This window comes from Rhodoferax ferrireducens (assembly GCF_049302455.1).
Lineage (GTDB): Bacteria > Pseudomonadota > Gammaproteobacteria > Burkholderiales > Burkholderiaceae_C > Rhodoferax > Rhodoferax ferrireducens_B.
On record NZ_JBAQMD010000041.1, the window covers coordinates 1 to 25,644 of the forward strand.

Annotated in this window: 26 protein-coding genes and 1 pseudogene; 19 read left to right on the forward strand and 8 right to left on the reverse strand. The window is 59.3% G+C overall.

Annotated elements, in window-relative coordinates:
* The 4 genes and pseudogenes from WA157_RS07880 to mdoH form a co-directional block, all read left to right on the forward strand.
* A pseudogene (locus WA157_RS07880) lies at positions 1 to 322 on the forward strand (hypothetical protein); the annotation flags it as partial.
* Positions 319 to 1,752, forward strand: coding sequence for a sigma 54-interacting transcriptional regulator (locus tag WA157_RS07885; protein WP_422620422.1), 1,434 nt, complete (start codon positions 319 to 321; stop codon positions 1,750 to 1,752). The pseudogene WA157_RS07880 and the gene WA157_RS07885, both read left to right, overlap by 4 nt.
* 204 nt (positions 1,753 to 1,956) lie before the next feature.
* Positions 1,957 to 3,525 carry a glucan biosynthesis protein G gene (locus WA157_RS07890; protein WP_422620423.1) on the forward strand — a complete coding sequence of 523 codons (1,569 nt, stop codon included), beginning with the start codon at positions 1,957 to 1,959 and terminating at the stop codon, positions 3,523 to 3,525.
* Positions 3,501 to 5,504, forward strand: coding sequence for a glucans biosynthesis glucosyltransferase MdoH (gene mdoH / locus WA157_RS07895; RefSeq protein WP_422620424.1), 2,004 nt, complete (start codon positions 3,501 to 3,503; stop codon positions 5,502 to 5,504). Before WA157_RS07890 ends, mdoH begins: the two co-directional genes overlap by 25 nt.
* A gap of 210 nt (positions 5,505 to 5,714) precedes the next feature.
* Here mdoH and WA157_RS07900 read toward each other — a convergent pair whose 3' ends face one another.
* Positions 5,715 to 6,689, reverse strand: coding sequence for an NADPH:quinone oxidoreductase family protein (locus WA157_RS07900; RefSeq protein WP_422620425.1), 975 nt, complete (start codon positions 6,687 to 6,689; stop codon positions 5,715 to 5,717).
* A 124-nt stretch (positions 6,690 to 6,813) separates the two neighbouring features.
* On the opposite strand from WA157_RS07900, the gene surE reads away from it, so the two are divergent.
* From surE to rlmD, 5 genes are all read left to right on the forward strand, one after another.
* Positions 6,814 to 7,575: a 5'/3'-nucleotidase SurE gene (surE, locus tag WA157_RS07905; protein WP_318665460.1), complete on the forward strand. Its 762-nt coding sequence runs from the start codon at positions 6,814 to 6,816 to the stop codon at positions 7,573 to 7,575.
* A gap of 140 nt (positions 7,576 to 7,715) precedes the next feature.
* Positions 7,716 to 8,366, forward strand: a complete 651-nt coding sequence (locus WA157_RS07910; RefSeq protein ID WP_422620426.1) for a protein-L-isoaspartate(D-aspartate) O-methyltransferase — start codon at positions 7,716 to 7,718, stop codon at positions 8,364 to 8,366.
* A gap of 11 nt (positions 8,367 to 8,377) precedes the next feature.
* The gene (locus WA157_RS07915; RefSeq protein ID WP_422620427.1) at positions 8,378 to 9,259 is read left to right on the forward strand and encodes a peptidoglycan DD-metalloendopeptidase family protein; all 882 of its coding nucleotides are present in this window, start codon (positions 8,378 to 8,380) and stop codon (positions 9,257 to 9,259) included.
* Between the two features lie 18 nt (positions 9,260 to 9,277).
* Positions 9,278 to 10,330 (forward strand): sigma-70 family RNA polymerase sigma factor, encoded by a 1,053-nt coding sequence (locus WA157_RS07920; RefSeq protein ID WP_422620428.1) that lies wholly within the window; start codon positions 9,278 to 9,280, stop codon positions 10,328 to 10,330.
* Positions 10,331 to 10,397: 67 nt separating this feature from the next.
* On the forward strand, positions 10,398 to 11,831 hold the full coding sequence (gene rlmD / locus WA157_RS07925) for a 23S rRNA (uracil(1939)-C(5))-methyltransferase RlmD (RefSeq protein WP_422620429.1): 1,434 nt from the start codon (positions 10,398 to 10,400) through the stop codon (positions 11,829 to 11,831).
* 23 nt (positions 11,832 to 11,854) lie between these two features.
* Here rlmD and WA157_RS07930 read toward each other — a convergent pair whose 3' ends face one another.
* Positions 11,855 to 12,238 carry a hypothetical protein gene (locus WA157_RS07930; RefSeq protein WP_422620430.1) on the reverse strand — a complete coding sequence of 128 codons (384 nt, stop codon included), beginning with the start codon at positions 12,236 to 12,238 and terminating at the stop codon, positions 11,855 to 11,857.
* A 120-nt stretch (positions 12,239 to 12,358) separates the two neighbouring features.
* Complete coding sequence (locus WA157_RS07935; RefSeq protein WP_422620431.1) at positions 12,359 to 13,054, reverse strand: Bax inhibitor-1/YccA family protein; 696 nt, start codon at positions 13,052 to 13,054, stop codon at positions 12,359 to 12,361.
* Between the two features lie 185 nt (positions 13,055 to 13,239).
* On the opposite strand from WA157_RS07935, the gene WA157_RS07940 reads away from it, so the two are divergent.
* Together WA157_RS07940 and WA157_RS07945 are read left to right on the forward strand one after the other, a co-directional pair.
* The gene (locus WA157_RS07940) at positions 13,240 to 13,647 is read left to right on the forward strand and encodes a GlcG/HbpS family heme-binding protein (RefSeq protein WP_422620432.1); all 408 of its coding nucleotides are present in this window, start codon (positions 13,240 to 13,242) and stop codon (positions 13,645 to 13,647) included.
* A gap of 60 nt (positions 13,648 to 13,707) precedes the next feature.
* Positions 13,708 to 14,178 carry an SRPBCC family protein gene (locus tag WA157_RS07945; RefSeq protein WP_422620433.1) on the forward strand — a complete coding sequence of 157 codons (471 nt, stop codon included), beginning with the start codon at positions 13,708 to 13,710 and terminating at the stop codon, positions 14,176 to 14,178.
* A gap of 47 nt (positions 14,179 to 14,225) precedes the next feature.
* Here WA157_RS07945 and WA157_RS07950 read toward each other — a convergent pair whose 3' ends face one another.
* Both WA157_RS07950 and WA157_RS07955 read right to left on the reverse strand, forming a co-directional pair.
* Positions 14,226 to 15,392 (reverse strand): HD-GYP domain-containing protein, encoded by a 1,167-nt coding sequence (locus WA157_RS07950; protein WP_422620434.1) that lies wholly within the window; start codon positions 15,390 to 15,392, stop codon positions 14,226 to 14,228.
* Positions 15,393 to 15,535: 143 nt separating this feature from the next.
* Positions 15,536 to 16,471, reverse strand: coding sequence for a DUF808 domain-containing protein (locus WA157_RS07955; RefSeq protein ID WP_422620435.1), 936 nt, complete (start codon positions 16,469 to 16,471; stop codon positions 15,536 to 15,538).
* Between the two features lie 241 nt (positions 16,472 to 16,712).
* Here WA157_RS07955 and WA157_RS07960 point away from each other — a divergent pair, with 241 nt between their 5' ends.
* Both WA157_RS07960 and WA157_RS07965 read left to right on the forward strand, forming a co-directional pair.
* The gene (locus tag WA157_RS07960) at positions 16,713 to 17,258 is read left to right on the forward strand and encodes a class I SAM-dependent methyltransferase (RefSeq protein WP_422620436.1); all 546 of its coding nucleotides are present in this window, start codon (positions 16,713 to 16,715) and stop codon (positions 17,256 to 17,258) included.
* A gap of 154 nt (positions 17,259 to 17,412) precedes the next feature.
* Complete coding sequence (locus WA157_RS07965) at positions 17,413 to 18,531, forward strand: beta-ketoacyl-ACP synthase III (RefSeq protein WP_422620437.1); 1,119 nt, start codon at positions 17,413 to 17,415, stop codon at positions 18,529 to 18,531.
* 12 nt (positions 18,532 to 18,543) lie between these two features.
* Here WA157_RS07965 and WA157_RS07970 read toward each other — a convergent pair whose 3' ends face one another.
* Positions 18,544 to 19,071 carry a GNAT family N-acetyltransferase gene (locus tag WA157_RS07970; protein WP_422620438.1) on the reverse strand — a complete coding sequence of 176 codons (528 nt, stop codon included), beginning with the start codon at positions 19,069 to 19,071 and terminating at the stop codon, positions 18,544 to 18,546.
* A gap of 165 nt (positions 19,072 to 19,236) precedes the next feature.
* On the opposite strand from WA157_RS07970, the gene WA157_RS07975 reads away from it, so the two are divergent.
* The 6 genes from WA157_RS07975 to WA157_RS08000 all read left to right on the forward strand — a co-directional run bounded on the left by WA157_RS07975 (position 19,237) and on the right by WA157_RS08000 (position 24,525).
* Positions 19,237 to 19,818, forward strand: coding sequence for a DJ-1/PfpI family protein (locus WA157_RS07975; protein WP_318665450.1), 582 nt, complete (start codon positions 19,237 to 19,239; stop codon positions 19,816 to 19,818).
* Between the two features lie 62 nt (positions 19,819 to 19,880).
* Positions 19,881 to 20,246 (forward strand): ribbon-helix-helix domain-containing protein, encoded by a 366-nt coding sequence (locus WA157_RS07980; protein WP_422620439.1) that lies wholly within the window; start codon positions 19,881 to 19,883, stop codon positions 20,244 to 20,246.
* Between the two features lie 142 nt (positions 20,247 to 20,388).
* A complete protein-coding gene (locus WA157_RS07985; protein ID WP_166485726.1) occupies positions 20,389 to 20,541 on the forward strand; it encodes a hypothetical protein in 153 nt (50 codons plus the stop codon).
* Positions 20,542 to 20,600: 59 nt separating this feature from the next.
* Complete coding sequence (locus WA157_RS07990) at positions 20,601 to 22,757, forward strand: PAS domain-containing hybrid sensor histidine kinase/response regulator (RefSeq protein WP_422620440.1); 2,157 nt, start codon at positions 20,601 to 20,603, stop codon at positions 22,755 to 22,757.
* Positions 22,747 to 23,394, forward strand: a complete 648-nt coding sequence (locus WA157_RS07995; RefSeq protein ID WP_422620454.1) for a pseudouridine synthase — start codon at positions 22,747 to 22,749, stop codon at positions 23,392 to 23,394. The genes WA157_RS07990 and WA157_RS07995 overlap by 11 nt, the downstream gene beginning before the upstream one ends.
* A gap of 111 nt (positions 23,395 to 23,505) precedes the next feature.
* The gene (locus WA157_RS08000) at positions 23,506 to 24,525 is read left to right on the forward strand and encodes an adenosine kinase (RefSeq protein ID WP_422620441.1); all 1,020 of its coding nucleotides are present in this window, start codon (positions 23,506 to 23,508) and stop codon (positions 24,523 to 24,525) included.
* A gap of 31 nt (positions 24,526 to 24,556) precedes the next feature.
* On the opposite strand, the gene WA157_RS08005 is transcribed toward WA157_RS08000, so the two are convergent.
* Positions 24,557 to 25,009, reverse strand: coding sequence for a DUF192 domain-containing protein (locus WA157_RS08005; RefSeq protein ID WP_422620442.1), 453 nt, complete (start codon positions 25,007 to 25,009; stop codon positions 24,557 to 24,559).
* A 79-nt stretch (positions 25,010 to 25,088) separates the two neighbouring features.
* On the reverse strand, positions 25,089 to 25,505 hold the full coding sequence (locus WA157_RS08010) for a hypothetical protein (protein ID WP_422620443.1): 417 nt from the start codon (positions 25,503 to 25,505) through the stop codon (positions 25,089 to 25,091).
* Between the last annotated feature and the right edge of the window lie 139 nt (positions 25,506 to 25,644).

Consider the following 25,644-nt stretch of genomic DNA (forward strand, 5'->3'; position numbering starts at 1 on the left):
GGCCCTGAGTCAGCTTCATCAGCTGAGCGAGCTCATACGTGCCCAGGAACTGCTGGGACGCGTGCTGGCCAATGCCGACACCGAGGCGCAGACGCTGCATCCGCTGGCCGGCCTGCTGGCCTCGCGCTACGGCGAGCAGCGCCGCCTGGAAGAACAGCTTGAGAAACAAACCCAGCAGACACGCGACATGCAGCGCCGGCTGGATCAGACCAATGAGCGGCTGGAAGCACTCAAGGCGATCGAACGCAGCCTCACGAGCCGTCCGCCAGCGGCCAGCGCCCCGGCGCCGGGCAATCGTGGCACCCGCCCGGCAACGCCATGAGCGATTTGCCTGACGACCCCGTCACGCCGCCCGCCGCGGCGCCTCGCGCACCCGGCCCCCATCTGCTGGTGGTTGACGACGACGCCGACATGCTGCGCCTGCTGACCATCCGGCTCACAGCGGCGGGCTACCGCGTGACGGCGGTCACCTCGGCCGAGGCCGCCATGACCCAGCTGCATATCGAGCGGCCGCAACTGGTGCTCAGTGACGTGCGCCTGCCGGGCCGCGACGGCCTGGCGCTGTTTGACGACATTCGCGCGCAACACCCCTCGTTGCCGGTTATTTTGCTGACCGCCCATGGCACGATTCCCGATGCGGTCCAGGCTACCGAACGCGGTGTCTTCTCCTACCTGACCAAGCCCTTTGATGGCAAGAGCCTGCTCGACAAGATTGCGCAGGCGCTGTCGCTCAGCGCCCCGGCCCATTCCGTGAAGCCCGGCAGCCCGCAGGCGTGGCAAAACCAGATCATCAGCCGCTCCAGCCGCATGGCCGAAGTGCTGGCGGAAGCGCACATGGTGGCGCAATCGGACGCCAGCGTGCTGCTGCGTGGCGAAAGCGGCACCGGCAAGGAACTGCTGGCCCGGGCGATTCACCAGGCCGGCTCGCGCGCCAGCAAACCGTTCATCGCGGTGAACTGCGGCGCCATTCCGGAGCCCTTGCTGGAGTCGGAACTGTTTGGCCATGTCAAGGGTGCCTTCACCGGCGCCGTGGCGAATCACATCGGGCTGTTTCAGGCGGCCGACGGTGGCACCCTGCTGCTCGACGAGATCGGCGACATGCCGTCGGCGCTGCAGGTCAAGCTGCTGCGGGTGCTGCAGGAACGCATGGTGCGGCCCTTGGGCTCAAGCCAGTCCATTCCCGTGGATGTGCGCATCATCTCAGCCACGCACCGCGACCTCGACCTGGCGATGGCCGAGGGCCAATTCCGTGCCGACCTGTACTACCGGCTCAATGTTGTCACCTTGAGCTTGCCGCCGCTGTCCGAGCGGCGCGAGGACATCGCGCTGCTGGCCAACTATTTTTTGGTCAAATTGGCCGACAAATACAAAAAACGCCTGAGCGGATTTGCGCCCGAGGCCCTGATTGCCTTGACCACGGCCGCCTGGCCGGGCAATGTGCGCCAGCTCTACAACGTCGTGGAGCAGGTCTGCGCCCTGTCGACCTCGCCGCTGGTGCCGCTGGCCCTGGTTCAGCGCGCCCTGCGCTCGCCCAGCGTGGAGGTGCTGACCCTGGCCGAGGCCCGGCAACGCTTTGAGCGCGACTACCTGGTGGGCCTGCTCAAGCTCACCGACGGCAATGTGGCCGACGCCGCCCGTCTGGCCGACCGCAACCGGACCGAGTTTTACCGCCTGATGCAAAAGCACGGCCTGACGCCCGGGCTGTTCAAGGCCGACAACAGCGGGTCGGCCTCGCCCCCTGCTGCAAGCTGAGTCGCTCGCAGGCGACAACCCTAAGCGCTTGATTTAAAAAGGATTTCAACTTTACAAGCGGGATGTTGTCGCTCGTCGGCGACAAAAACACCGGTTTGCAACGGCTTTGCAGTCACTTTTCGGCTTGTTAATTCAGGACAAGCGTCAAGCTGTTGATTTAAATAGGTTTTTCAGGGCTGGCATAGGGTTTGCACTAGTGTTGGCATGCAGACCATTTGCCTCCCTTATTTTCACCGTCGCGGACATACCTTTGCGGCCCGCTTTGTTGCCCTGATGGTTGCCAGCCTGCTGGCCTTGCTTGCCGGCCAGGCGCAGGCGTGGACGCTCGATGATGTCGCCGGGCTCGCCCGCAAGCAAGCCCAGGCGCCCTTCAAACCGGCAAGCCACGCGATTCCGGCGGAACTCGCCAATCTTGATTACGACGGTTACCGTGACATCCGCTTCAATGCAGACAGCACCTTGTGGCGGGCGGACAAGCTGCCGTATGAAGTCAATTTTCTCCACGTCGGGAAAAGCGGCGACTCGGTTCGCGTCCATGAGATCACCCCGCAGGGTATCAAGCCGATTCCCTACAACCCGGCCGACTTCAACTTCGGAAAAAACAAGCTGTCACCGCAGACTTGGGGCAATCTCGGCTTCGGTGGCCTGCGCGCCTTCAACAACCTGAATTCGGCGACGTACAAGGACGAGCTTGTCGTTTTTTCCGGCGCCAGTTACTTCCGGGCGCTGGGCAGCGGCCAGCGCTATGGCCTGTCCGCACGCGGCCTGGCGGTTGACACGGCGGGCAGCGCCAAGGAAGAGTTCCCGCGCTTCACCGAGTTCTGGCTTGAAAAACCGACCGGCGATGCGAAGAAGCTGGTTGTTTATGCGCTGATGGATTCGCCGCGCATGACGGGCTCCTACCGTTTTGACATCACGCCAGGCGAACAGACCGTGACGGAGGTGCATGCCCGCATCTTCATGCGCCCGACCGACACGCCCGTGGCGACGCTGGGTCTGGCGCCGTTGACCAGCATGTTCCTCTTTGGCGAGAACCAGCCCCGGCCCGGCGACTTTCGCCCGGAAGTGCATGACTCCGACGGCTTGATGATTGCCACCGGCGAAGGCGAATGGCTGTGGCGACCGCTGCAAAACCCGGCCGCCCCCGTCACGACCTCGTTCAGCATGAAGAGCTTGAAGGGCTTTGGCCTGATGCAGCGCGACCGCGCTTTCAACAGCTTTGAGGACACCGAGGCCCGCTATGAACTCCGGCCCAGCGCCTGGGTCACGCCCTTGGGCGACTGGGGCGCCGGCCGGGTCGAGCTGCTGCAATTTGCCATCCCGGACGAAACCCACGACAACGTGGCGGCCTACTGGGTGCCGGCCAAAATGCCGGCGCCCGGTCAATCGATGGATTTCGCCTACACCATTCACTGGCAGGGCAAAAACCAGCAATTGCCACCCAACGGTTGGGTCACGCAATCGCGTCGCGGCACGGGCTACACCAAGCTCGGCGCCGAGGCCCTGGGTCAGCAAATTCAGTTTGTGATTGATTTTGCCGGTCCGGCCCTGGACGCCTTGCCCGCAGACGCGCCGGTCAAGGCGATCGCGACCGCCAATGCCAATGGCCGTGTGACGGAAAGCCTGGCCTACAAGAACCCGGCCACCGGCGCTTGGCGCATGACATTGCGCGTGCAGCGACTCAATCCGGCCCAGCCCGTCGAGCTGCGCGCCTTCCTCCAACACAACAACCAAACACTGAGCGAAACATGGACCAACCTGATCACACCTTGATTCCCATCGGCGGGCGTAGCGTCTTGCGCGAAGAACGTCACCCCAACGCCGTCACGGCACCGCCGATCAATCGCGCCAGCATGGTGCCGCGGCCGTGGCGAGGTTTCTGGAACAGCCTCGCCAGTGCGGCCCTGTTCCCCGTGCTCAAACTGACTGGGCGGGTTCAGGCGCAGGCGCTTGCAGCCGCTTCGATCGCTGACAAGCAGGAACCCTGGCAGCAAGCCGCCAGACGCCGGCGCGCCGTGTTCTTGCTGCTGACAGTGATCAGTACGGTACTGGCCACCAGCCTTTTCACGGACATTCAGCCCGACTACGACAACGCCTTTTTGCAGTACGGCCAGGCCACACTGTTTGCCTTGCTGTCGGCTTGGGTGGTGACGGGCTTCATGACCGCGATGATGGGCTTTTACGTGATGCTGCGGGGCGACAGCCACAGTTTGTCGGCCAGGAAGGTTCAGCACCATACGCTCGATGCCGCCAGGCGTACCGCCATCATCATGCCGATCTGCAATGAAGATGTGCGCACGGTGTTTGCCGGCCTGCGCGCCACCTGTGAATCGGTGGCGCTAACAAAGCATGTCCAGGCCTTTGACGTGTTTGTGCTGTCTGACAGCAACGACATCGCGATTCAGAAAGCGGAACGCGCCGCCTGGGAAGAGTTGCGGACCCAACTCGCCAGCCAGCCCGAGCAGCCGCAAATCGAGGTCTATTACCGTCTGCGCAAGCGCCGCACCGATCGCAAGTCCGGCAACGTGGCCGACTTCTGCCGTCGCTGGGGCAAGGATTACCGCTACATGGTGGTGCTGGACGCCGACAGCGTGATGAGCGGCGACTGCCTGGTCTCCATGGTCAAGCTGATGGAAGCCAACCCCACCGCCGGCATCATCCAGACCGCCACCCAGGCCATCGGCCATGTCACCTTGCACGCCCGGGCGCAGCAGTTTGCCTCGCGCGTGACCGGTCGCCTGTTCACGCTGGGCATGCAGTTCTGGCAAATGGGCGAGTCGCACTACTGGGGCCACAACGCCATCATCCGCGTCGCACCTTTCATGCAGCACTGCGCACTGGCGCGTATTGCGGGCACCGGTGGCATGTCGGGCAGCATCATGTCGCATGACTTTGTGGAAGCCGCACTGATGCGCCGCGCCGGTTACCACGTCTGGCTGGTGGCCGACCTGGTGGGCAGCTACGAACAGCAGCCGTCCGACCTGTTGGCCGAACTGCAACGCGACCGCCGCTGGTGCCAGGGCAACCTGCAAAACTCGCGCCTGATCGCCGAGCCCGGCATTCATCCGGTGCACCGCTCCATGTTTGCCACCGGGGCCATGGCCTATTTGTCAGCGCCTCTGTGGTTGGGCTTCATGACGCTGGGCACGGCGCTGTGGCTGTCGGGCTCGCCGATGATCGCCAACTGGATGCTGCTGCCTGGCGAATTGGTAGCGCTCTGGGTCTGGACGCTGTGCATGCTGTTTCTGCCGCGCATTTTGGGTCTCGCCGCCGTGCTGCTCAACCGCCAGCAGCAGGCTTATGGCGGCACGGTCAGCCTGCTGCGCAGCGCCCTGCTGGAAACCCTCATTGCCTTGCTGCAGGCGCCCGTTCGCATGCTGGCGCATTCGCTGTTTGTCGTGGTGGCGCTCACCGGTCTCAAGCTCGAATGGAAATCGCCTCCGCGCGAAGCGGCGGCAGTGCCATGGCGTTATGCGCTGGCGCAACTCGCCCCCATGAGTTTGGTGATTGCGGTGCTGGCTGGCGGCGTCGCCATGATCGACCCCCTTGCCCTGGTCTGGTTGCTGCCCGTCGGCCTGCCGCTGCTGCTGTCCATTCCGATGACCGTCGCGACCAGTCGCGTCGGCTTGGGAACGGCGATGCGGGCGCAAAACTACCTGCTGATTCCCGAAGAAACCAAGTCGCCGACCGTGTTACGGCGTGCCTGGCTGCACGCCAGCCAGCGGACCCGGCCACTGCTGCGAGCCGCCTGAGCCTTTCGGCAGCAAAGAGTCCGAAACTCTTTGCTTTCAAATTGATAGCTGCTTAAGCAGAAGAGACGGGGGCTAGAGGCTGATAAGATATATCCAACCATCAGTCGCGTCCCTCTCGCCCGTGGCGCTCAATGCATTTTTGCAGAAACGACGGCTCTGGCGCGACCAGGCCCAATATCGGTGGCGATGTGGCTTGATTCGATGGCCCGCTCAGTTCACCAGCACAAGTTTGCCTTTGACGCCGCGTGAGCCCATGTGGGCAAAGGCGGCCTTGAGCTCCGCCATCGGCAGGGTGCTGTCGATGACGGGTTTGATTTTGCCCTGGCCATACCATTGGGCCAATTCCTTCATCATGGCGGCGTTGGCCTGGGGTTCGCGTTTGGCAAACTCGCCCCAGAACACGCCGACGATGGAGGCGCCTTTGAGCAGTGCCAGGTTGAACGGCAAGGCGGGAATCGGCCCGGCCGCGAATCCCACCACCAGATAGCGCCCGCGCCAGGCAATGGAGCGGAAGGCGGGCTCGGCGAAGTCGCCGCCCACCGGGTCGTAAATGACATCCGGGCCCTTGCCCGCAGTGAGTGTCTTGACTGCCTCGCGCAGATTCTCACGGGTGTAATTGATGGTGGCGTCGGCCCCGATGGACTGGCACAGCGCGCATTTTTCATCGTTCGAGGCCGCCGCGATAACCCTGGCCCCACAGGCCTTGGCAATCTGGATCGCGGCAGTGCCCACGCCGCCGGCGGCACCCAAGACCAACACGGTCTCACCCGCCTTGAGCTGCGCCCGGTCCACCAGCGCGTGGTACGAGGTGGCGTAGATCATGATGAAGGCGGCCGCATCCACAAATGGAAAACCATCTGGCAGCGGCAGGCACAGTGCTGCCGGTGCCACCGTGTGTGTGCCAAAGCCGCCGGTCCCGGACAGGCAGGCTACGTGCTGGCCGACTTTCAGGTGGCTCACGCCGTCGCCCACGGCCTGCACCACGCCCGCATACTCGGAGCCCGGCACAAAGGGCAGGGGCGGTTTCATCTGGTACTTGTTCTGTACGATCAGGAGATCGGGAAAATTCAGGCTGGCCGCCTTGATCTCAATCAGTACTTCACCCGCCTTCGGGCTCGGGGTAGGCAATTCTTTCCAGGTCAGGGCATCGACGCCCACGGGGTTTTCACAGAGCCAGGCATGCATGAGGGTAAGTCTCCTAATATGTTGCGCAGATGATAGTTGGTCGCAACTTCGGAAAATGTCGCTCGTGTGACCTGGGCGCCCAAGCTGCTGCGCCACCTACAATGAATATCAACTCAGTTTGACTATGAAAATTCTTATTTGCAATGACGATGGTTACCAGGCGCCGGGCCTGGTGGCACTGTATGACGCCCTGAAGGACGTGGCGGAGGTCGAGGTGGTTGCGCCGGAACAAAATAACAGCGCCAAATCGAACGCCTTGACCCTGCATACCCCGATGTATGTCTGCCGTGCCAGCAATGGCTTTCGCTACATCAATGGCACGCCGGCTGATTGTGTGCATATTGCGCTGACAGGGCTGTTGGGCTATCGGCCGGACTTGGTGCTGGCAGGCATCAACAACGGTGCCAATATGGGCGATGACACGATTTATTCGGGCACCGTGGGTGCGGCGATGGAAGGTTATCTGTTTGGCATACCGGCTATTGCATTTTCCCAGGTTGAGAAAAATTGGAGTCATCTGGCGTCGGCGGCGCGTAAAGCCCGCGATCTGGTTCTGCAGATGTCTCAGCAAGACCTGATCGGGAGCAGCCCCTGGCTGCTCAATGTGAATATTCCTAATTTGACTTTTGACGAAATCGCCCATGTGAAGCTGTGTCGGCTCGGGCGGCGCCACGCGGCCGAGGCCGTGATTACCCAGGTCAGTCCGCGCGGCGACACCATGTACTGGATCGGTGCTGCGGGCCCGGCCAAGGACGAGGCTGAAGGTACTGATTTTCACGCCACCAGCCACGGCCATATTGCGATGACACCGCTGAAAGTGGATTTGACCGACCATGACAGTCTCGGGTATTGGGCTCAGACGGCCGCCAAGTTGACGCTCGCATGAAAGAGCGCCCGCCTTTTCCTGTCCGGCTGGATTTCTCGGCGGGTAAACCCACAGACAGGCGGTCCGTCCCGAGGCTTGCAGGTCAGGCCCAGAGCCCGGGCGCCAGGCCGTCAGGCCACCCGCTTTCCCAAGGCGTGGGGATGGACTCCAGTGCGGTGCGCATGAACATGGTGCGCAAGCTCGTCCAGCAAGGTGTCAGCGACCCCATGGTGCTGGCGGCCATGCAGGCCATTGAACGCCACCGTTTTGTCGACACGGCGCTGGTTAATCAGGCCTATGAGGACACGAGTCTGCCGATTGGCTTGGGACAGACCATCTCCAAACCTGGTGTGGTGGCCCGCATGCTGGAACTGCTGCGCAACGGCGCGCCGGGCAAATTGGGACGTGTGCTGGAGATCGGAACGGGCTGCGGCTATCAAGCGGCAGTGTTGAGCCGGTTGGCGAACGAGGTCTACAGCATGGAACGACTGCGCGGACTGCATGACAAGGCACGTCACAATCTGCGGCATTTGGCGCTGGCCAACCTGCATCTTCTGTTTGGGGATGGTATGGTGGGCTATGTCAAGGGCGCCCCCTACGCGGCCATCATCGCTGCTGCCGGGGGTGAAGCCGTGCCCCAGGCCTGGATCGATCAACTGGCCATGGGCGGGCGATTGGTGGCGCCGGTGTCCGCCGGCGCTGGGGCGCCAGGGCGGCAAGCGCTGGTGGTGATTGATCGTACGCCGCAAGGTCTGCGGCAAATGATGCTTGAGGCGGTCCACTTTGTCCCTTTAAAATCGGGGATCGCATGAAGGGATTTTGTATGTTTGGTTTGAGTGCTCGCCTGAGCTTGGCTTTTGTTACTGTTGTTATCGTCGGGATGCTGGGGGGGTGTGGCTCCAGAGTGCTCAATCGGGCGCCGGTGGAAGATCGCGGGGTTGGCATGGGCCAGCCTGAACCAGTGGCCATGGAACCGGCAAGCCCGGACGTCAAGCAGTTGCCAGGTTTTGAGAATGCAGGCAAGCCCGGTTACTACACCGTCAAACCCGGCGACACCCTGATCCGCATTGGCCTGGAGCACGGGCAGGCCGCCAAGGATATTGCGCGCTGGAGCAATGTTGACAATATGAATCTTATTGAAGTCGGCCAAGTGCTGCGGGTGGTGCCGCCTGCAGCAGCCAGTGCGGCCAGCGGAGTGGTCGCCAAGCCCGTTACCTCGGCCAGTGCCACGCCGGTGCCGACTGCGCCGGCGTCGGCCGCCACTGCGGCCACTGCGGCCACTGCGGCCGCTTCGGCCAGTTCGATGCCTGGGCCGACTGTTGCCCCGACAGCGGACGATGATATCGACTGGATCTGGCCGACCAACGGTACGGTGCTGGCCGGATTTGATGAGGTCAAGAACAAAGGCCTCGACATTGGCGGTGTTGCGGGCGACCCGGTCGTCGCCGCCGCCGACGGCCGGGTGGTTTATGTTGGGGCTGGTCTGCGCGGCTATGGCAACCTGATCATTCTCAAGCACAACAACACTTACCTGACCGCCTATGCCCACAACAAGACCTTGTTGATCAAAGAAGATCAGTCGGTGCGCAAGGGGCAAAAAATTGCCGAAATGGGTAGCAGTGACAGCGACCGCGTCAAGTTGCATTTTGAAGTTCGCCGGCAAGGCAAACCGGTCGACCCGGCCAGGTATCTGCCAGCTCGGTGATGGGTACGGGAACGGGCCATGAAAAAAAGCCCCGTGCCTGGACCTGACAACGCTCCCAGACTGCCGACACGCGGCGTGTCGGATTTCGTGACAAATAGCCATCCAGCCCCCGTTGATGGTGGAGAGTATGCTGCTGATTTAGTAGCAAAAAATGGGCTGTCGGAATCCGCATCGCCGACGCTGCCGAGTGCGGCCATTGAGGCATCTGAGGCGGCGGGCGAGTCCGGTGACGCGCTGACCGTTTACCTGCGCCAGGTGCGCCGCACCACCCTGTTCACGCCACAAGAAGAGTTTGAACTTGCCGGCAGGGCCCGCGCTGGCGACTTTGCCGCCCGCCAAAGCATGATTGAACACAATCTGCGCCTGGTGGTGAGTATTGCCAAGGCCTATAGGGGCCGTGGCGTACCCTTGTTGGACCTGATCGAAGAAGGCAACCTGGGTCTGATGCACGCCATTGATAAATTTGAGCCGGAACGGGGATTTCGTTTTTCCACCTATGCCACCTGGTGGATTCGCCAATCGGTGGATCGTGCCTTGATGTGCCAAGGACGGGTGGTGCGCCTGCCGGTGAACGTGGTCAGGGAGTTGCAGCAGGTTCTGCGGGCCCGCCGGGCGCTGGAGAGTGATGCGGCGTTCGTGGTGAGTCGACCCGATGGCATTCGAGTCGACGATGTGGCCGCCTTGTTGGGCCGCGACCCGGCCCATGTTGCCGATTTACTGGGTCTGGCGGAGGCGCCCAGGTCCCTGGACGCCGCCCTGGACCGCTCGGGCGAGACGCAGACGTTGGGGGACTCACTGGTCGATGAAATCACGGCGGACCCGTCTGGTGTGACGCAGGTCCACGAGGTGGAGCGTTTGCTGGAGGAGTGGGTTGGCACCTTGTCTGAACGCGAAAAAGAGGTGCTGGAAGGGCGCTTTGGCTTGCATGACCGCGAGCCTGAAACGCTGGATGTGCTGAGCGCGCGTCTGGACCTGACGCGTGAGCGCGTGCGACAGGTCCAGAACGAGGCTTTGGCCAAGCTCAAACGCTATTTGGCGCACCGCGGTATCACACGGGACGCCCTGATTTAGGTTTGCTGATCCGTTCTGGGGTGCTCAAATTGTTTTGGGGTGATCCGGTGCCTGAGACAATAGCGCCATGACCGACGACATGCATAACACCGAGAATTTTGCGCCCGACTGGCTGCTGGTTGAATCACTTGATCTGGAGGCACAGGGTGTAGCTCACCGTGCCGACGGCAAAGTGGTGTTCATCAAGGGTGCGTTACCGTTTGAGTTGGTGAGCGCCAATGTGCAGCGCAAGAAAAACAACTGGGAGCAGGGCGTCGTGACCGCGATTCACCGCGAGTCCTCGCAGCGCGTGCAGCCGGGTTGCCCACATTTTGGTCTGCATGAAGGTGCTTGTGGCGGCTGCAAGATGCAGCATCTGCACGTTGGCGCCCAGGTGGCGGTCAAGCAGCGCGTGCTGGAGGACAACCTGTGGCACCTGGGCAAGGTGAAGGCGGACACCATTTTGCGGCCGATTGAAGGCCCGGCCTGGGGTTACCGCTACCGGGCCCGGTTGTCGGTGCGTTATGTGCGTAAAAAGGGCGAGCTATTGATCGGTTTTCACGAGCGAAAAAGCGGCTATGTGGCCGACATGAAAGAGTGCCCGGTGTTGCCACCGCATGTGAGCGACTTGCTGCTGCCGCTGAGGGCCTTGATAAGCTCGATGGAGGCGATGGAGACCTGTCCCCAGATCGAACTCGCCTGTGGCGACAGTGTCACGGCGCTGGTGCTGCGCCACATGGAGCCGTTGACTCATGGTGATTTGGCGCTGCTGCGCGGCTTTGCCGCCCAGCATGCCGGGGTGCAGTGGTGGTTGCAACCCAACGGGCCCGAGACAGCACATCTGCTTGATGAGGGCGGCCAGGCGTTGAGCTATGACCTGCCGGAGTTCGGTATTCACATGCCGTTCAAACCGACCGACTTCACGCAGGTCAATCCGCATATCAACCGGGTGTTGGTGTCGCGCGCGTTGCGACTGCTGGATGCGAAAAGGCATGAACGGGTGATTGACTGGTTCTGTGGCCTGGGCAATTTCACACTGCCGATTGCGACGCAGGCGCGTGAGGTGCTGGGGGTGGAGGGCAGTGAGGTGCTGGTCGCGCGATCGCGTGAAAATTTTAAGCTAAATCAGGCTCTAGCCCCCGTCAATAAAGAGCTTGCAGCTACTAATTTTGTAGCTAGAAATTTGTTCGAGATGACGCCTGAATTACTGATCCAGGACGGTGCAGCTGACAAATGGCTGGTGGATCCGCCGCGTGAGGGCGCTGTTTCCCTGATGCAGGCGCTGGCTGAACTGCATCAACAAAAGCTGGACCCCATCAGTCATCCAGCCACTGTCGGAGCCGCGGGTTGGACAGCTCCGAAACGCATTGTCTATGTCAGTTGCAACCCGTCCACGCTGGCGCGCGATGCTGATCTGCTGGTGCATCAGGCGGGTTATCGCTGTTCTTTTGCGGGCGTGGTGAACATGTTTCCTCACACGGCGCATGTGGAGAGCATGGCGGTGTTTGACCTGGAGGTTTGAACGCAAAGGTCAATCGGGAAAAATCAGTGAGCTGCTGCGATTGCAGCCACCGCAGGTTTAGGGGTCAATTTTGGCGGCGCTTTATCGGCGACGTCGGCCGTTGCGCTCTTGTTTTCCAGAATGACCTCGACCGATTCCACCTTGGCGACTGCGGCGCGAATACCCTCAATTTTGTTCTCACGCATGTACTGGTCCATGTCTTTCCAGCCGTCAAAGATGGCGGCTTTGGACGCCTCTTCATTCAGGCTGTAACAGTCTTCAATGCCGCGCAGCCCATATCGGCAGGCGCCGCCAATCGCCTTCGCCTCGGCTTCGCGCTGGGCGATTCTCGGGTCCGGCTCCATGCCGGGGATGACGCAGCCCGCCAGCAGCAGGGTGACCGTTGTGATGAGCAGGCGTACGTTCATGGTGTGTGACAGAAAGATAGTCTCTTTATCGGTCAATTTTGTGTTGCACTGAAGTTATCTGTTGACGCCATCAAGAAAAAAGACCCGGAAAGGGTCTTTTTTCTTGGAAGTGGAGCGGTCTTAATCTCGCTCACCGCCCGCAATACCCAGCAGGGCGAGCAGCGCCTGGAACACATTGATGATGTCCAGGTACAAGGCCAATGTGGCGCTGATGTAGTTGGTTTCGCCGCCGTCGACGATGCGCTTCAAGTCATACAGCATGTAGGCACTGAAAATACCGATGACTGCCACCGAGATCGCCATCATGGCCGCCGTGGATCCGACAAACACATTGATGATGCCGCCAATCATCACCGCCATGGCACCTACAAAAAGCCACTTGCCCATGCCGGACAGGTCACGTTTGATGACGCTGGACAGGCTGGCCATGACAAAAAACACGCCAGCCGTGCCACCAAAGGCGGTCATGATCAGATCTGGCCCATTCTTGAAACCCAGCACCATGCCAATCATGCGTGACAGCATCAAGCCCATGAAAAAGGTGAATCCCAGCAGCACCGGCACCCCGGCGGCCGAATTCTTGGTTTTCTCAATCGCGTACATGAAGCCAAAGGCGCCGCCCAGAAACACAACCATACCCAGGCCGCCGCTCAGCGAGCGCGTGATGCCGGTGGCCACGCCCAACCAGGCACCCAACACCGTGGGCACCAGGCTCAAGGCCAGTAGCCAGTAGGTGTTGCGCAGCACTTTGTTGCGCTGCTCGGCTGAGGCCGCATAGCCATAGCTGCGGTCAATTGATTGAACATTGTCAGTCATCGTCAAGCTCCTTTGTGGTCTGAACCGTACATAGATTGTTCATTTTAGGGTCAGTCAGGTGCCCCCGCCCCAATTATTTGGACCGGGTGCCTACAGCTTGTAAGGATACTTGCCGCTTGGACGTATCCACGCGGTAAGAGGCAGCGGCTATGCTTGAGGCCTGTGCAATCAAAATTCTTTAACCCATGAAAACCAAACTCATTCTCGAACTGGCTGATGTCAAGACCATCGCGGCGGCGGCCGAAGCCGAAGCCCTGAAAAATAGCTGGGCCGTGTCCATTGCCATCGTTGACGATGGCGGTCACTTGTTGTGGTTGCAGCGACTGGATGGTGCCGCTGCCATTTCCGCCCATATTGCACCTGCCAAGGCGCACACGGCGGCCCTGGGCCGGCGCGAAAGCAAAGTCTATGAAGACATTGTGAATGGTGGACGAGCCTCTTTTTTAAGTGCGCCTGAGGTCAAAGGTTTGCTGGAGGGTGGGGTCCCGGTGATGAAAGAGGGTCAGTGCCTGGGCGCGGTCGGTGTCAGTGGTGTGAAATCCAGCGAAGATGCACAGATCGCCCGGGCGGGCATTGCCGCGCTGGGTCTTTGAAGTCCGACTCTGCACTCTGCGCTGTCCGCAACTCTCCATCAACCATTGAGTGAGTTCTCCATGACCATTAACGTAAATGTCGATCTTGGCTACGAGTTTGAAGTGAAAGCCGGTATCAAAGAGGTCTTTGACGTGTTGTCTGACATCCCTGTCGCAGCCAGCCACTACCCCAAGGTGGACAAACTGGTGGACCTCGGCAATGATATTTTTCGCTGGGAATTTGAAAAAATTGGCATCGCGCAGTTCTACCTGCAAACCATTTTTGCCTGCAAATACGCGTCCAACCGAGCCAAAGGCACGATCAACTGGACGCCCGTCAAGGGCGAAGGTAACGGCTTGATCGAGGGTGGCTGGAAATTGACCGACAAGAAAAAGTCAACCAAGATTGTCTTGAGTCTCACGGGCGAACTCACCTTGCCCGTGCCGGGCTTGTTGAAAATGGTGATTACACCGCTGGTCAAGTCGGAATTTGAAAAAATGACCGACCAGTGGGTTGCCAACCTGAGCGAACGTTTTGGTGGCGAGGTCTGATCCGGCGGCTTGCATCCATTGCCGCTCTGGCCATCATGGCACCTGCGCTAAGGCGCCGGTTTGGGCCGCACCAAGGGTGCCTGCGGTGCCAATGAGAACCCGAACAGCCGTTCGGGCGGCAAACGCATCAGCATGACTTTGTCAGACGCGGTGGCCTTGATCGCGAATTCGGGTTGCGCCGTGTCATGGCGCACGGTATGCGGCACCGGGCGACCGGACGTGTCGGTGATGGAGGCCACAATAGGCGCTCGCGCGTTGGCCGTGCGTTGCACCACGATGCCCAGTTCCCCGGAGGCAAGTTTCACGAAATCACCGGGCGGATAAATGCCCAATTCCTTGATGACGGCCGTTGACAGAGGACCACCTTTGTCCTCTTGATACAGTTGCCGTACTGCCTCCTGAGGCGACAGCGCCGGACGCATGACACGGGGACTTACTCTGGATGTGAAGGTATCTGCCACGCGCAGCGCGACCGCCATCTCGCAGACTTCGGTAGAGCCCAGCGGGTAGCCGGTTCCATCCGCTCGCTCATGATGTTGCTCAATGGCAGTCAGCCAGTCGGTATCTGTGACCCCGGCTTTTTGAAGCCATTCAACACATTGGGTCGGATGGGTGTGAATGGCAGCCCGTTGTTTGTCTTTCATGGGGACATCCTGTCCCGCCATTTGCCCCTGCAAATCAAGAATGGGCTGGTTCATGGTGAGCGCCGCCTTCACCAGGCTCATCAAACGGGTCTCGGGCCATTTCAGATGGCGGGCCATCAAAATGCATAGCATGGCGGTATGAACGGCATGGGTATAGCCGAAATAAAAATGCTGGGCGTTGTCTTGGCGCACGCATCGATAAATGGCGATGTCAGCGTTGCAGTCAACCAGTTCCAGCAGGTGGCGCGCAAACTGCTCGATGCGGCCAGGGAAGTCATCCTGGTGTGTCACGCTGACCAGCAGTTTTTTCAAATCATCCGTGGTTTTGTCCCACAAACCAAAAATATTGGGTGGCGGCACAGGTGTCTTGGGCCGCTGCGGGGCGTCCGCCAGCGCGACTGCTCGGGCTTCTTCGGCATCCACATAGGCACCGCGCAGGAGCAATTGGTCAAGCAGATGCTCGCTCTCAACCAGATGCCCCTTCGAGAGCAACAATGTGCCCTGCTCATCGCGCACACTCCAGGGCAGGGGTGTGCCGATCTGCACTTTAGAGCGAGGCAGTCGCAACATCTTCAAAATCAATGTCCTCCTGTTGACACCCGGCGTACTCATCAGACGCCCGAGCGAAATCATAAACCTCTGGTCTCAGTGTGTACAGAAGATTTAGTACTATTTTTATAGCTGCCAGCGCTTATTCCATAATGGCTAGAGGCCTAAATCGTTTTAATAAACCGCTGCTTGAGTCGTTTCACCAAGGACACGCTGGCCAGTACCACCGCCCCAGCCAGAAGGCCCCCCAGCGCATTCAGCGTCAAAGCGGCCACGGGTTGCAGTGCCGCGCCCGCGACCAGGCTCCAGTGCTCAATCAAGCTGCCAGCCCCTGGCGTGCCGTGGATCAAGATCCCACCTCCCACCAGAAACATGGCGGCGGTGCCCGCTACCGACAGCCCCTTCATCAAATAGGGCGCCGCGCTAAGAATGCTCCGCCCCAGGCTGCGCTGCAGGCGCGCGGCCACGCCGGCACCGGTTTGCTGGCTGAGGTAGAGCCCGCCATCGTCGAGTTTCACAATGCCCGCCACCAGACCGTAGACGCCGATCGTCATCAGCACGGCGATGCCACTCAGCACGCTGATCTGGGTGAGCAGCGGACTCGATTGCACCGTACCGAGCGTGATGACAATGATCTCGGTCGACAAAATGAAATCGGTGCGCACCGCACCCTTGATTTTTTCTTTTTCCAGTACCACCAGATCAAGCGACGGATCTGTCAGCGCCTGCACCAGCTTGGCATGCTGCGCCGCGTCTTCAGCGCCGCCGGACAAGAACTTGTGTGCCAGTTTTTCAAACCCCTCAAAGCATAAAAAGGCCCCGCCCAGCATCAGTAGCGGTGTCACCGCCCACGGCGCCAGTGCGCTCAAGGCCAGGGCAGCGGGCACCAAGATGGTTTTGTTGATCAATGAGCCTTTGAACACCGCCCAGACCACTGGCAGTTCGCGCTCGGCTTTGACACCGGCGACCTGCTGCGCATTCAGGGCCAGATCATCTCCCAGCACCCCGGCTGTTTTCTTGGCAGCCACCTGGGTCAATACGGATACGTCATCCAGTAGGCTGGCAATGTCGTCAAGCAGTGCGAGCAGGCTAGTGGCCATGGGTTTGATCTTTCTCGGGGCGCGTTGTAATTGAGTGCAGGGTTATTGTCGCTGTTGATCGCCGTGCCCTGGCCAGCGCTCCTGGCCCACCGGTGAATGACTGGCAGTTGACTATAGTCAACGAACTGAAAGACTGGCTAGATGACTATCGGCGATGGGTTTCCGACGGATGTCTGAGCATGTTTCTGCCGGTGCGTCCGACCCCTGATTTCGACGAATTCAGCCTGCCTCAAGCCTCGCAATGCCCTATTCATTTCTCTTTCGAATGCTGAAGGACCCGCGCACAACGGGCGCGCTGGCTCCTTCTTCCGCTCGTCTTGCGCGAGAGCTAGCCAATTTGGCGAAAAACTCAGACAACGTTCTGGAACTTGGCGCGGGCACCGGCGCAGTCACGCAAGCTCTTTCCAGGGTGGTCAATGAAGATAGACTTCAAATTGTCGAGTTGCAAAGAAAGTTGGCGGTTTCTTTAAAGAAGCGATATCCAAATCTGAAAGTCCTGCATTCGACGGCACACCGCGCGCTCGATAATTATCGGCAAACCGGGTCAGTGGCGGTCGTCTCCAGCTTGCCATTTCGGTCCTTGCCGCCTGCTATCAAACACTTGACAGTGCAGAGCCTTCTGGCATTCCTGAAATCGTCACCTGGCTCACAGCTCATTCAGTACACCTATGGCCTGAGCGCCCCATTCACAGCGCCTGCCGGCTTCAAGTGGCAGCAGATCAAGTGGGTATTCGCAAATTTCCCCCCCGCGTGCATTTGGGTGCTCACCAAATCACCTGACCAGTAGCCCGCTTTCAAGTCTTCGGACTTGGCGACTTTTCCTTGCTGAGGCCAATCGGCATGGCGGCTGAATATGAGTGGCGGGCAGGGCCAAGAGTGACTCCGCAGATAATCACGGCTTTATTGGACTACTCCAGCCTCGTATTTTCAGGACAAACGTTATGCATCGTGTCGCCATCAGTAGCACCGGACTCTACATTCCACCGCACGTCATTACCAACGAAGAGTTGGTGGCCTCCTTCAATTGTTTTGCAGCGCAGGAAAACAAGGAACATGCCGCTGCCATTGCCGCCGGAACCCGCCAGCCAATTCCCCAATCCAGCATGGAGTTCATTGAGAAAGCGTCGGGCATCAAGCAACGCTATGTGATGGAAAAATCCGGCATTCTTGACCCGCAGCGCATGCGCCCGCGCTTGCAGGTCCGCCCTGATAGCGAGATTTCGTTAATGGCTGAAATTGGTGTGGCCGCAGCGCGCGACGCGCTGGCTCGCGCCGGTAGACAGCCCGAAGATATTGACGGCGTGATTTGTGCTTGCGCCAATATGCAGCGTGCTTACCCGGCCATGGCGGTGGAAATTCAGACTGCGTTGGGCATTCAGGGCTTCGGCTTCGACATGAATGTGGCTTGTTCCTCGGCCACTTTTGCCATTGAGATGGCGGTCAATGCGGTCAAAACCGGCTCGGCCCGGGCTATTTTGGTGGTGGACCCGGAGATTACTTCATCGCATCTGGCCTGGAAGGACCGCGACTGCCATTTCATTTTTGGTGACGTCTGCACCGCCATCCTGATCGAGCGGCTGGAGAATGCCCCCGCGGGTGCCTTTGAGGTGCTCGGCACCCGCCTGCTCACCACGTTTTCCAACAATATCCGCAACAATGCCGGCTATATGTGGCGCAGCGAGGACCGCGACCCCGATGACCGTGATCTGCTTTTTTACCAAGAGGGGCGCAAGGTCTTCAAGGAAGTCTGTCCGATGGCGGTGGAGCACATCACCAGCCACCTGACGGCACATGGCCTGGCACCCGATGGCGTACGTCGTTTTTGGCTGCATCAGGCCAACCTGGCCATGAACCAGTTGATTAGCCGCAGATTGTTGGGGCGTGACGCGACGCCGGATGACGCACCGGTGATCCTGAATGAATTTGCCAACACCGCCTCAGCCGGTTCGATCATTGCCTTTCACCGGCACCACGACGATATCCAGGCTGGCGACGTGGGGGTGATCTGCTCTTTTGGAGCCGGCTATTCGATTGGCAGTGTGGTGTTACGCCGCACTTGATCAGTCAACGCCTCAGTTCAGATCGCGTTTCAGGCGAATTTCTTCGACCTTGACCGCCCCCACGGGCACGGTTTTGATGCTCGTCATTTCACGTTTGAAGCCGGCCAGGTCATGGAAGTGCAGGGCGCGCTCGTTGCCCAACGGGATCCATACCGTGACCTTGGTACAGCCTTCTTCCAGCAAACCTTCGCGTGCCGCGTCCCACAGCGCCAGCCCGACGCCCCGTCCCCAGTGCGAAGTGGCGGCAAAAATGGCCCAGATTTCACCGGTAGTCGACGGTGTGCCCTTGTCACGTGAACGGTCGAAACCGACGAAGCCGACGACTTGACCCGCATCAAGCGCCACAAAGACTTGGGGTTCGCTGAATTCAATGGCGTCGCACCAGTAGGCCTGGCTCTTGTCGACGGCCATGGCGGGCGCCTTTTCGCCCGGGAACAGGGCCTTGAAAGCCGCCTGACTGGCACTGACATGAATTTCGGCAATGGCTTTGGCATCGCGCACAGTGGCGGGCCGGACTTCAAAATTGGAGGTACTGGACATGGAGAAGGCTTGGGTGAGCAAGCGAGTAATAAAAATTGGAGCTAGATTGTCGCCGCAATCAGCCCGGGCCCATGGGGAAAACGCCTAGTGCCGTAGTAGTGCGCTGTTACCCCGCTGGCGCAGTCGGGAGGCAAACTGTCACTTTCAATTTTTCAGGAGACTGTCATGGCCAAGAAGATTTTGATGTTGTGTGGTGACTATGGTGAAGACTACGAAACCATGGTGCCGTTTCAAACCCTGCTCGCCGTTGGCTGCAGCGTGCACGCGGTTTGTCCAGACAAAAAAGCCGGTGACTACGTGATGACCGCGATCCATGATTTTGAAGGTGCGCAAACCTACAGTGAAAAGCCGGGCCACCGTTTTGCTTTGAACGCCAATTTTTCCGATGTCAACACCGCCAACTACGATGCACTGCTGATCCCCGGTGGACGCGGACCCGAGTATTTGCGGCTCAACGCCCGCGTGCTGTCCATAACCAAAGAGTTTGCCGACGCCGGAAAGCCGATTGCCGCTGTGTGCCACGGCGCTCAACTGCTGGCCGCCGTACCCGGCATCATCAGAGGCAAGCGCATCAGCGCCTACCCGGCCTGCAGACCAGAAGTAGAGTTGGCGGGCGCCCTGTTTGCCGAGATTGCCATCGATGCCGCCGTCACCGATGGTCAATATGTCACTGCACCGGCCTGGCCGGCACACCCCGCCTGGTTGTCGCAGTTTATGGCTCTGTTGGGTATAAAAGTTTCCCACTAGCCACAAAGTGCGTCGGCGCTTATGCTTAGCGGCTGTTCTTTTGAACCGCGAAGGAGACCACTATGTGTCAAATTTTCGTCCGGGCCAACCCGCAGAGCTATGAAGCCACGACGCGCAGTATCCGTTTGCACGGCGTGGTCACCAGCGTCCGACTCGAAAACCTGTTTTGGGACACTCTGGAGGAAATTGGCGCCCGCGACGGCATGACGGTGCCGCAGCTCCTCTCCACGCTCTACGACGAATTGTTGACGCACCGCGGTGACATCCCAAATTATTCAAGCTTTTTACGGGTCTGCGCTCTGCGTTACCTGAGCCTGCAGGTGGCTCAGTGCATACCAAGCGACATCCGGATACCAATCCGGTCGCTCAATGCCCATGCCGTGCTTAGCGGTGCGCGTTCTGGCCTGGCGGAAGTCAGCGCAAGATAGCTTTTTATTGGCCCCGTGCCCGATAGGCCGGGCAAAAATGTCCCCGTTTGATTAAGGAGTCCTGAAATAATCGTCAGCAGGAAGATAATCTAGCGCGCCAGCCTCAATTCGAATGGCCGGACATGTAACTCTGGAGCAAAAAATGGCAAAAGGTCAGCAAAGCAACAAGATGGTAAAAAAACCGAAAAAGGATACCTCGCCACCCAAGCCGGTGTCGCCTGACGCTGTCCGCCCAACGGTCACCACGGTGGTGCCGGTGCGCGGTAAGCTGAAAAATGCACCGTCACGGACTTAATTCCGGGGTTTAGGTCGTCGGCAGAAAGGGCAAGGCATGCACGGGAACAGACAGCACCCATGAGGATTTTGTCCAAACCCAGAAAGCCCTCTGTGCTCAAGCCAAAACGCCTTCTGCGCGGTCGCGCAACAGGTCAAAAGCAAACAGTTCTTGCCAGGGGTTATTCCCTGGCAAAGATGGTGGAGGATTTACGCAATTACCAGGCCGAACTGGAAATTCAAAATAAGGCGCTGCGGTATAGCCAAATCGCTGCCGAAGGCGCTTCGGAGCGGTTTCTTACCCTTTTTTCGAACGTACCGCTGGCGCTGCTGGTCGTGGATGAAAATGGTTTGGTGCTTGAGAGCAATGCCATGGCTTTGCGACTTTTTCGCCCCCTGGAGATTGATCCGCCACTGAATTTTTTATTGCCGCTGGTGAATAGCGAGTATCTTGACAAGGTCGCACAGGCTTTTGTCAGCGCCAAAAAAATTGGAACCAACGAGACAACAGAAGTCGTTTTTTCGAGCGGTTCCAGCGGTGTTTTCACGGGCGACTTGCATATTGCCCGGATCGAGAATTTTCAGGATGATCTGGCGCAATTCATCTGTGCGGTTATTGACCAAAGTCCTTTACTGGCCCAGCGTCAAGCCTTGCAGCTTAGTGCTGCAGAACTGCAGCAGCGCAATGAAGAACTTCAATTGAGCAAAAACAGACTGGCCTCGATCATCAATTCGTCACTCGACGCCATTATTTGTATCGATCAGAATTACCTCATTACCATTTTTAATCCTACTGCGGCAGCGTTGTTTCAGTGCCCGTCGTCGCAAGCCCTCGGTAGCCAGCTGACACGCTTTCTGCCGGACGCGGTGCAAACCCTCAGCTACAACAAGCTCACCACGCATGCGCAATTAGGTGAAATGACGGGGTTGACGGCAAGCGGCAACAGCGTCTCCATTGAAGTCAGTGTGTCGTTTGAGCTGCACCCGGAGGGTGACACCACGACCATCTTCGCGCGCGACCTTACCAGCCGCAAGAAAATCGAGGCTCACCGCAATGCTTTGGAGTCACAACTACGGGAGTCGCAAAAAATGCAGGCGGTGGGCACCATGGCGGGTGGGATCGCGCATGACTTCAACAACATCATTGGTGCCATTCTGGGCAATGTGGAGCTCGCCAAACAAGATGCTGGCGCAAGGTCGCCAGCGCTCGTCAGTCTTTCCGAGATTGACAAGGCGGGGCGGCGAGCCCGCGATCTGGTACGACAAATTTTGACATTCAGTCGCAATGAATCACCTCAGCGGATTCCGATTCAATTGGCTGACGTGGTGCAGGAAACCGTGCATTTGCTCAAGGTCACCCTGCCGCCCCTGGTCGACATGCAGGTGGGCATCGACCCCAGCACCCCGTTGGTGCTGGCCGATGCGACCCAAGTGGAACAAGCCCTGCTCAATCTGTGCACCAATGCCATTCATGCTATTGGCGCCCGGCGCGGGACGCTCAGCATCGAACTTGGACACAACCTGACGACTGACCCGGGTCGGATCGAGCGTCGAGGCGGCGTACGTGGTCAACACGTCAAATTAGTGGTTCGTGATACGGGCAGCGGTATCGACGCCCAGACGCTGCAGCGCATTTTTGAGCCCTTCTTCACCACCAAACCCGTGGGCCAGGGCACCGGCTTGGGACTGGCGGTTGTCCATGGCATCATGCGCACTCACCAGGGTACGGTGGATGTGAAAAGCACCCCTGATACCGGTAGTGTGTTCACGCTTTATTTCCCGGTCGCCGACCTTGCTGCCTTGCCCGAGACCCCGAATGCCGCAAAAAAATTATCGGAGCCCCAGTCGGTGCGGGGCAGGGGCAAGCGGGTCATGTACGTTGACGACGATGAAGCGCTGGTCTTTTTGGTCCAGCGCGTGCTCAAACGCAAAGGATTTGTGGTCAGCACCTTCACAGATCCCCGTTTGGCTGCTGCAGCCTTGCGCGCCCGCCCGCTGGACTTTGATCTGTTGGTGACGGACTACAACATGCCTGGTTACAGCGGTATAGAACTTTTGCGGGAAACCCGTCTAATTCGACCTGATCTCCCTGTTGCCTTGGCGTCGGGTTATGTGACCGCAGAGATCGAGCAAAGTGCCCTCAGTGCAGGCGCGCGGGCACTGATCCACAAACCCAATGATGTGGACGAGTTGTGTGAGACCGTCCAGCGACTTCTCCAAAGTGTCGATGCACCCTGATGAGCTGAAGGTCGTCTATGCCGATAAGTACCTGCTGGTGCTGGACAAGCCGACTGGTTTGTTGTCTGTGCCCGGACGGGGCGAAGACAAGCAGGATTGCCTCAGTGCGCGTGCCCAGCGCCTGTACCCGGATGCACTGGTGGTACACCGCCTGGATATGGCTACCTCGGGCTTGATGGTGATGGCCCGTGGCGCGGCTGCACAGCGTGCCCTGAGTCTGGCTTTTGCCAGCCGCAGCGTCAGAAAACGCTACGTCGCCATCGTCGACGGGCAACTGGCGCCATCGCTGCAAGACTGGGGCGTGATTGACCTGCCCATCATCGTGGACTGGCCCGAACGGCCGCGCCGGATCATTGATCACCAGCGCGGCAAGCCCAGCGTGACGCGCTGGCGCGTGTTGATGCACAAAACATCTGATGAGACGACCCGGGTCGAGCTGGAGCCCGTGACCGGCAGGTCGCACCAATTGCGTGTGCATTTGCTGGCATTGGGGCACGCCATTGTGGGAGACGCGCTGTATGGCAGCCCGCGCGTGCAAGCCATGGCTGATCGACTGCTCTTGCATGCCTGCTTGCTTGAACTGTGCCACCCCGTGAGTGGGCGACCCATGCGCTTTGATAGCGCAGAGGATTTTTGAATTGTTGCGCCATAGGGGTGCACCAACGCCATGGCGTCTCGGTCATGCCGATACACTTCAAGCCTTCAGCGCGTCACCGCACAACACTGCGAAATCAAAAAATACTTCAGCATGAAAACCTACGACCTTTACGCCATCGGCAACGCACTGGTGGACTCTGAATACGAAGTCTCAGACACGCAACTCCAGGCCATGGGTGTGGACAAGCGGCATATGACCTTGATCGATGCCACCCGGCGCGTTGAGTTACTGGGTCATTTGGACGCAGTCACTGCACGGCGCACCGGGGGCGGTTCGGCGGGCAATACCGTGGTGGCGCTGGCGCAACTAGGGGGTAAGGCGTTTTATTCCTGCCGGGTCGCTGATGATGAGCTGGGCGCGTTCTATACCCAGGACCTGATCGCCAACGGCGTGGCGACCAACCTCACCCGCACGCTGCCTGCGCCGGGCCAGACCGGCAGCTGCATGGTGATGGTGACACCCGATGCTGAGCGCAGCATGAGCACGTTTCTTGGGGCTACGGCTGAACTTGACCACACCGCCCTGCACGAGTGCGACATTGCCAAGTCAAAAATCTATTACATGGAAGGCTACCTCGCCGCATCCCCAACCGGCCTGCAGGCGGCACTGCAGGGGCGCCAAATGGCCCAAGAAGCTGGCGTTGCCCTGGCCACCACCTTGAGCGATGTCAGCATGATCAACTTTTGCCGACCCGGTCTGGACGCCATCATCGGCCAAGGGTTGGGTTACCTGTTCTGCAACGAGGAAGAAGCCCAGGTCTGGTGCGGCACGCAAGACCTCCAGGTGATCTGCCAGCAGTTCAGCCAACTGGCGCACACCGTCTGCCTCACGCGTGGTCCCCAAGGTTGCATCGTGCTGGAAGGCGCACAGCAAACCACCGTACCCGCCGCCAGCGTGAAAGCGCTGGACACCAATGGTGCGGGCGACATGTTTGCCGGTGCTTTCCTCTATGCCGTCACGCACGGTCACAGCCACGCCCAAGCAGCCTGGCTGGCCAACCAGGCCGCAGGGCAGGTCGTCAGTCAATACGGCAACCGGCTCACGTCGGAAATATTGGGTGGCATCAGAAGCCGTGCCGAAAAAACGCGGCTTTCGGACGGCGTTCGATAAGAGGGGAACTGAACAGCCGGCTTTTTGATCTTCACTTCGTTTCAAACGGTGGGCCGCCGAGCTTGAAACCCGTCTTGATTCCTTTCTTGCCAAACCAACCCTGATTCATCTCCAGAACATAACGAACCGGCTCTTTTGAGCAGTGGGACTCAGTTGTTCTTGGCTTCATGTCTGCCAGATTGACAATGGTGCCGTCGTTGGCAACAAAGGCAGCCGTCAGGGGCAAGAGGGTGTTTTTCATCCAGAAACATTGCACGCTGGCTTGCTCAAATACAAACAACATGCCCTCGGACTGTGGCATGTCCCGTCGGAACATCAGCCCGGTTGAGCGTTGTTCAATGGTTGCTGCCACTTGTGCATCGATCAGGTGCATGCCCGCTGACAGCTTGACGCGGGGCAAGTCCATCTGCGGTGCGTCTTGAGCTTGGCTTGAGTTGACTAGAGCGGCTGTCAAGCAGAGAAGTGCAATTGCAATGTGTTTCATGTCTCAATTCTGACGCAACTGAAGGACTGGCAAAAAAATGCCCGCGTCAGCGGGCATTTTCGGTTCAAGTTGTCAAGAATTACTTCGTGGCAGCAGCTTTTTCTTCTTTGGCTTTCTTGGCGGCAGCAGCTTTTTCAGCTTTGGCTGCTTTGGCGGCAGCAGCTTTTTCTTCTTTGGCTTTCTTGGCGGCAGCAGCTTTTTCAGCCTTGGCTGCTTTGGCGGCAGCAGCTTTTTCGGCCTTGGCTGCTTTGGCGGCAGCAGCTTTTTCGGCCTTGGCAGCCTTGGCATCTACTTTAGCGGCTGATGCAGCGGCAGCGGGTGCGGCGGCAGCAGCAGCAGCGGGCGCAGCAGCAGCTGCTGCTGCAGCAGGTGCTGCTGCTTTAGCGGCAGCAGGTGCAGCGGCCTTAGCGGCAGCCGTAGCGGGAGCATCAGCGGCGAATGCGCCAGCAGCGAAGAGACCAGCAACCAAAGCAGCGATAAGTTTGTTCATTTTCAATTTCCTTGAGATAACGTTATGTCAAATGATTTCCTCCCAAACTTTGGGAGGCCTGTCCGTAACGGGGTCGACTTGGGTCCGGTTGACAGAAGTCGGTAATTTTTTGGGACTAAAATTCGTTGACGCCTTCAAGCTAGCC